Consider the following 6,360-nt stretch of genomic DNA (forward strand, 5'->3'; position numbering starts at 1 on the left):
GATTGATGTAACCATCATCCATTTAAACTAGGAACATTTCGCACAACAAACCTGCTTACGTTAGCACAATAAGCAAAAAGAGCCGTCTGTGCAGCTCAATGATCTTCATGTAAAACCTATGTTAGTAAAACTAATTAATTTAGTTGTAGGTCACTCTCTTTTTATTCAACACTAACATCAAAAACAAAAGTTTGTTTTCCTTCAGACCATATTGTTTTAAGTTGATAAATATAATATCCACTTTCCGATGGCATCATAATTTCATTATCTTTCACTTCAACAAGATCAGTTGTACCATCTTCATTCAGTTTAGCTACCGTAATTGAAGAAGGGTTTTTATCAATTTCAACTTTAAATATAGTGCTTTTTTCAACTTCTAGTGTATCGAAAAGTTCAGCTATCTCGTTTATATCGGAAGAATGTTTACTACTAAATTCAACTTTGTCTTCTTTCTGCTCATAATCACTTAGAATCATTGTATATTGTTCACCATTCACAATCACTTTGCCTTCTGGTTGACTAAGAGTATCGTTTGGGTATTTTTTGCATCCAGTCAAAATAATAACAATCAATATGGATAAAATTAATTTATTCATTTTATTACTTTCCTTTATTAGATTTTTACTTTCGCTCCGTCTTTTCATTTAAGTATATTATTTCGTGATTCCCTTTTTATTTTAGCGCATATATCCAATGCATTTATTGGATGTTGTTAAAGTAAACTGCGCCGTTAGCACAATAAGAAAAAAGAGCTGTCTAAAACAGCTCAAGCACCCGTTAGACATCCATGAATTGCAAAAATCAGCACTTCACCACAGAAAATGAAAGATGATTAAGTTCTTTCATGGGAGTGCAATATCATAACCTTCATTAATACTTAATTTCAATTCCAGCTTGTTTAAATGGCTCTAACACTTTTGGATAACACATTGAAATATAATCTACTGTTTTTAAATTTTTTAGATTCTGAAAACCTTCAACAGATACTACATCAAATAAATCATCCTCACCATCCCAATCTGGCTTTAGGATATGATAAATTTCATTACCTCCATCAAAGCAAAGGTACTCAACCTTTTCCAGGTCACCTGCTTCCAAATTTAACTCTTCTAAATATTCCTTGATTTCAACAATTGGGCCATTTCCAGAATACCATTCAAAAATATTTATATACTTATTTTCTAATTCTGTTAATTCCCCTAAAAATTGTGGCTCTTTATCTAATAAAGCTTCAATTACCATTAATTTAAAATTAAAATCTTTAAACATCCCACTTTTATCCATTATCCTACCTCCAATTTTATTTTTGTCTTATACTTTTAACCTAACCAGTTCCGTTTGTTCAATGATAATTATTCCTAATATAGTTATTATTACTAATAATATTTTTGGATTAACCTGCATAATAGTTTAAGTGTAAACCTTCACAATATCCACTTTGCCTTAAAATTGTTATTCAATAATCTTGCCCGATTGTTGAACAACAAGTTAAATAACACTAATCTTCCTAGCTCAATTGAAAATGATGTGATAAAAAGAACATATGGCTGAACAACACATCGGCATCAATTCCGCTTCAATTCGACGATGCTGGTAAATCAGGAACCGATCATTTTTCCTGGGTAATGGCATACCGGGAAATTGTAGATACATACAGCTCTTGAGTTAAATTTATATCCCGTGAAAGGCAAAAAACTCTCCGGCAGCGCACATCAAAACTTTTATAAGTTGGTAATCCGTTCAGCAAGCCCTAAATCGTCAAATTTTTTTTGCCTTACGAGTTCTATTAGGAAGAAGGAATAATAATAGAAAACCGTGTTCCCTTTCCCTTTTCACTTTTTATTTCTATATCTCCGTTTAATCCTTTTACAATACTGTATGCAATCATCGTACCTAGCCCGGTTCCCTTCTCTTTTATAGAATAAAACGGCATAGCGATTCGATTTATCTCCTCAGAAGACATTCCAATTCCTGTGTCAATAATATCAATCACAAGATGATTCTTTACCTTTTTCACATTAATTCGGAGCATCCCTCCATTAGTCATGGCTTCAATCCCGTTTGTTGCAATGTTAATTAAACACATTTTTAGATTATCGGTGTTGGCATATATATAATAGGAACATTCATTATCGCTTTCTACTTTAACATTACATTGGATGGCGATCGGTAAAATAACCTCTATTACTTGCTCAACAATTGGTCTAATATCTAATAATTCTCTTGCAACATTTTGTGGTTTTATAAGGGACAAATAATCGTTAATAACGAGTTGCGCTTTTTCTAACTCCATTAGCATGACTTGCAAATAGTCATCCTTTTGTGTTTCAGAGATTTCGTTTTTACTAAACATCTGCATAAATCCATATACCGTAGTCAACGGGTTACTTATTTCATGGGCTATAGACGCTGCTAATTTAGAAGTCACCATAAATTTTTCTGCACGGTGAATTTTTTCTTTCATTTTAAACCTTTCTATCATTCCTTCAATTAGATAAAGAGACAATAAAACAGTCAGAATATTGATCACTATATAATTGAATAAAAAGTGAATAAAATCAGGTTGAACTTTATCATTTATCTGTATTTGGTTCATTAAAGCGAAGATAGAAAAGGAAATAGTGCAAAGAGACATAAGCAATAAGCTGAACAATATTTTTCTTTTTTTATAATATCCAGCAAGAAAATATTGGGATACCATAGTAATGGAAGTGGCCATAAAATATACAATAACTGCAGGGTAGACTCCGTCTCCGCCTAAGTAAAAGCGGTAAGAAACAAATATAACAGTAATAAAAATAAAACTCCTAAAACCACCATAGAGAACAGCTAAAAGGATTGGTATAAGCCGTAAATCATATATGTATCCACAATCAAACTTAAATGGGAATGTCATACAAAGAACAACCGCAATGGATGAAAGAAAGGAAATTAATATAGTATTACGCGCTTCTTTTCCATCTTTATCTAACCAAAATATTTGATAGAAAAAAATACAAATGATAATAATGAATGCATTTAATAATAATGTCGTTATCCCCATGATCAGCGCCCCTAAATTGAGTAATAAATGTTAGAAAAGTGATAAAATACAAAAGGTTAAGATAATTATAAACAGTTTTTCGTATAAAAAAAGAAAGATGTTGAAAAAAGTGTAAAAAAAAACAGTTACTCTCTTCTCATTCTTTAATCATCAACACTTCTGATATCAAAATACCTTCTATGTCTCAATTCTTCCGTTTCAATAAGTCGGTGCCTCCCTTGGAAGGTGAACCTCTTTTAGTCTCACGAGAACCTTATTAACCGATAAAGATTTGCCAAGCATGATTAAGTAATTCTTCAGTAGTCTAGTGACTATCCGGGCTACTCGCTTTGTTGCTGACGCTTTGCTTTCGCACAGATAAAACATTTGTTGCTGACGCTTCGCTTTCGCGCAGAGCAAGGCTTCCTGCTGGCGAGCGTCGAGCCGATTCCACCGCTACAATCAGTCAAAATGGAAATATATTAGAAAAGCAGCAACGAAAAATCCTTTTATCGCTTAATAATAAACCTATCTATTCCTAATCAACACGTCTGGGATAATTATTTACTAATTTGCTCATAGCGTTCAGTAACAAGGTATAAGTCTATCTCCCTATACTTCTTCAAAATTCATTTTCATAGCTTTCATTCCTTTTTGAATTTAAAAAAATCCATCTTTTTACTAAAAATGGATTTAATTCTCTTTAGAGGCATATTACCAATCAACTTACAAATTCAAATCATAAATTATTAGTATATGACTAACTTTTGAGATATCTTTAGAAATTTTTAAAGAAACGCCTATAGTTCATGGGGTATGCAACATATTCAAAAAGGGAGGTAAAAAACAATAATGAAAAAAATAAATCCACCAAAATCTATTTGCGACGGTTGTTGTGAAGAAAACAGATTTAATTGGCATCGTATAAAGGCTATTGATGAATCGTCTATTCCACCTCCGCCAGTCGTTATCCCTAGCAGAACTATTATTCCAACGATAAATAGATATTTCTATATTGTTACAGAAGATATTGATCTAACAAACGGAGTAACCCTTCTAGCTAATCTATTTTCAGATGATAATGGCGATCCAGTAACAGAATTTAAAATTTTTAATCCCAATGGATACGACAACCTTTATATCAATGGTGTGATGCAAGAGAGCGGTGCATATAAAGTAACCCCAAATTCTTTAATCCTTAATCCATTTAATACAACGATTTTTGACGGTACTCCTATAATTATAGAATCATTGGGATTCCAACTAATGTAATATAAAAAATCTTCTAAACAATACTTTTCCCATGAAAGGAGGTGAAAAAATGGCACTTTCAATTATTAATATTCATGTAAATGTTACAGGTACTTCGACTAGATTCTTTAACGTATTAGCAGTAAATTTGTCGGTCAGTGATGGTACTACTATCCTTGCAACTGCATTTCTAAATGATAGTGGGACTGCTGCGACTACTTTTCCAATAGTAACGAACGGCTACTATAATTTTTATATCAACGGTGTATTGCAAGAAGGCGGTTCGTATACAATTTCATCAACAGGGTTAACTTTTAATGGTGTTACTGGCACAATCACAGCAGGAACTCCATTAGTAGTAGAAGCTGTAGAATTAGTTACACAAACTTAATGGCCCACTTCTATATACTTTTATTTCGCAGGACAAGTCCCTATACAGATAGAATAATTTCAGCAAAGTTATAGTAATGTTAAGCTATTTAACTTAGCTAAGATATCTCACAATTTTTTGACTTTGGGTCACTATGCTTTACATTTTGACCAAACATTAGATCACCATTTTAGCCATTTCTTTTAAAGGAGATGGCTCTTTTTTATCCTTCCACACATATTTATAGTTGTAATGCATCGCCCCAAATTGTTATTGCACTGCGCTATCCCACTAAATCATAATAAAATATTCAATTTCCTCATATTGTTCAGTAATAACAGATTGCAAAAAACTTGATGAGCTGTAGCTTTGAAATAAATAAAAGACACTTTTGGCTTCACCAATTGTTTTTCAAAAATTAAGTTGAATTTCCGTAAAAATAATCGTAAAATAATAATTTGTAATTTTATGTTTCCTTATTTAGGATAGTAGGTAGAAGGAAGGTATTAAAATGTTATATTTAGGTTTGATAATGATTGCTTGCTTATATTTACATTTACAAAAAGCATCATTTTCATTGGTTGTTGATTCAAAATTACGTTTACCGATTAAAAGAATGGATATATTAATTATGTTTGCCCCTTTTATTTCGTTAGTAGTGTTTTCTATACTTTTTTTAACTGTACTGACAGGACAATTAGCTGATAGAATATCTCATGCTTTATTAGTTTTTATTCTATGGATTTTCTTCACCTATTTCATAAAAACTTTATTTGGATATTGGAGAAATAAAAATATATTATTGGTTTCTTTTGTTGCAATACTATTGACGTTATATTTTATTTTTCAATTGACTCCGTTAGATAATTATACAAAGTTAATTTTTATGAAGATCGGGAATTTTTCGTTTATCATAGGTTTAGTATTAATAATTTTATTTTATTCGAATTACTTTTATAAAAAGAAATTAGAATGGTCAATTAAATAATGGGGCGAAGGTTTTCATTTATTTGCCACTAGAAAATACAAGCGTAATCGTAAAATTCGAGTACGCTTCTTTTTTTGAATTTACTGCTGCACATTTTCCTTCAGATATTCATTCCATATAGTGATGGATTTAAAATTACGCTTTCGTATATCTGTTTAAACCTTCTTCTTCATACAGATTCCCCCTTGTTCAACTCCTCTGCTCCGTTAGCACAAGAAGCAACTGCTCTTATTGAACAATCGCACCTGTTAGCCATCCATACAGTGCAAAATCAGCACTTACTACAGAAAATGAAAGATGATTAAGTTCTTTCATGGGAGTTGAAGTTGAGGTAGCGTTTAAAAAATACAGATTCACAGCGTTAATAAATTGTCTATATATGCACGTTTTTTCAGATAGCACACCTGCAGCGTTTTCTGCAAAATCTTGAAAAGTCTTATTGTAACTATGTTCATATACTTTTGCATAAAAAGCTGTATGTTAGGGAAATACAGAAAAACACTCTAAACATTTTTATATCAATGTTTAGAGTGTTTTATTGTGCCCCCAGATTTGCATTTTGGGAACGTTTATTTATTATTCAATGTATGCTGTATACAATCCATTATTTCCCTATCCTTCTCTTAAAATACCCATACGAATAATTAAATTAGAAGGCTCTGATTTCCGCTACAGGCTACTCGCTTTGTTGCTGACGCTTCGCTTTCGCACAGATAAAACATTTGTTGC

General features: G+C 31.8%; 7 protein-coding genes. 3 read left to right on the forward strand and 4 right to left on the reverse strand.

The window, feature by feature from the left end:
* Positions 1 to 161: 161 nt before the first annotated feature.
* The 4 genes from QRN68_RS16740 to QRN68_RS16755 all read right to left on the reverse strand — a co-directional run bounded on the left by QRN68_RS16740 (position 162) and on the right by QRN68_RS16755 (position 3,409).
* Positions 162 to 596 (reverse strand): hypothetical protein, encoded by a 435-nt coding sequence (locus QRN68_RS16740; protein WP_285398048.1) that lies wholly within the window; start codon positions 594 to 596, stop codon positions 162 to 164.
* 274 nt (positions 597 to 870) lie between these two features.
* Positions 871 to 1,284, reverse strand: a complete 414-nt coding sequence (locus QRN68_RS16745; protein ID WP_285398049.1) for a DUF6892 domain-containing protein — start codon at positions 1,282 to 1,284, stop codon at positions 871 to 873.
* A gap of 502 nt (positions 1,285 to 1,786) precedes the next feature.
* The gene (locus QRN68_RS16750; RefSeq protein WP_285398050.1) at positions 1,787 to 3,043 is read right to left on the reverse strand and encodes an ATP-binding protein; all 1,257 of its coding nucleotides are present in this window, start codon (positions 3,041 to 3,043) and stop codon (positions 1,787 to 1,789) included.
* Positions 3,044 to 3,241: 198 nt separating this feature from the next.
* Positions 3,242 to 3,409 carry a hypothetical protein gene (locus QRN68_RS16755; RefSeq protein ID WP_285398051.1) on the reverse strand — a complete coding sequence of 56 codons (168 nt, stop codon included), beginning with the start codon at positions 3,407 to 3,409 and terminating at the stop codon, positions 3,242 to 3,244.
* A 465-nt stretch (positions 3,410 to 3,874) separates the two neighbouring features.
* On the opposite strand from QRN68_RS16755, the gene QRN68_RS16760 reads away from it, so the two are divergent.
* From QRN68_RS16760 to QRN68_RS16770, 3 genes are all read left to right on the forward strand, one after another.
* On the forward strand, positions 3,875 to 4,294 hold the full coding sequence (locus QRN68_RS16760) for a DUF4183 domain-containing protein (RefSeq protein WP_285398052.1): 420 nt from the start codon (positions 3,875 to 3,877) through the stop codon (positions 4,292 to 4,294).
* A gap of 31 nt (positions 4,295 to 4,325) precedes the next feature.
* Positions 4,326 to 4,664, forward strand: coding sequence for a DUF4183 domain-containing protein (locus tag QRN68_RS16765; RefSeq protein ID WP_481817461.1), 339 nt, complete (start codon positions 4,326 to 4,328; stop codon positions 4,662 to 4,664).
* Between the two features lie 490 nt (positions 4,665 to 5,154).
* Positions 5,155 to 5,631 carry a hypothetical protein gene (locus tag QRN68_RS16770; RefSeq protein WP_285398054.1) on the forward strand — a complete coding sequence of 159 codons (477 nt, stop codon included), beginning with the start codon at positions 5,155 to 5,157 and terminating at the stop codon, positions 5,629 to 5,631.
* Positions 5,632 to 6,360 lie beyond the last annotated feature (729 nt).

Source organism: Lysinibacillus sp. fls2-241-R2A-57 (assembly GCF_030209535.1).
Classification (GTDB): domain Bacteria; phylum Bacillota; class Bacilli; order Bacillales_A; family Planococcaceae; genus Lysinibacillus.

Coding starts and splice junctions, on each gene's coding strand:
- QRN68_RS16765 (WP_481817461.1), top strand. CDS start 4,326: ATGAAAGGAGGTGAAAAAATGGCACTTTCAATTATTAATATTCATGTA.
- QRN68_RS16770 (WP_285398054.1), top strand. CDS start 5,155: ATGTTATATTTAGGTTTGATAATGATTGCTTGCTTATATTTACATTTA.
- QRN68_RS16745 (WP_285398049.1), bottom strand. CDS start 1,284: ATGGATAAAAGTGGGATGTTTAAAGATTTTAATTTTAAATTAATGGTA.
- QRN68_RS16750 (WP_285398050.1), bottom strand. CDS start 3,043: ATGGGGATAACGACATTATTATTAAATGCATTCATTATTATCATTTGT.
- QRN68_RS16760 (WP_285398052.1), top strand. CDS start 3,875: ATGAAAAAAATAAATCCACCAAAATCTATTTGCGACGGTTGTTGTGAA.
- QRN68_RS16755 (WP_285398051.1), bottom strand. CDS start 3,409: ATGTTTTATCTGTGCGAAAGCAAAGCGTCAGCAACAAAGCGAGTAGCC.
- QRN68_RS16740 (WP_285398048.1), bottom strand. CDS start 596: ATGAATAAATTAATTTTATCCATATTGATTGTTATTATTTTGACTGGA.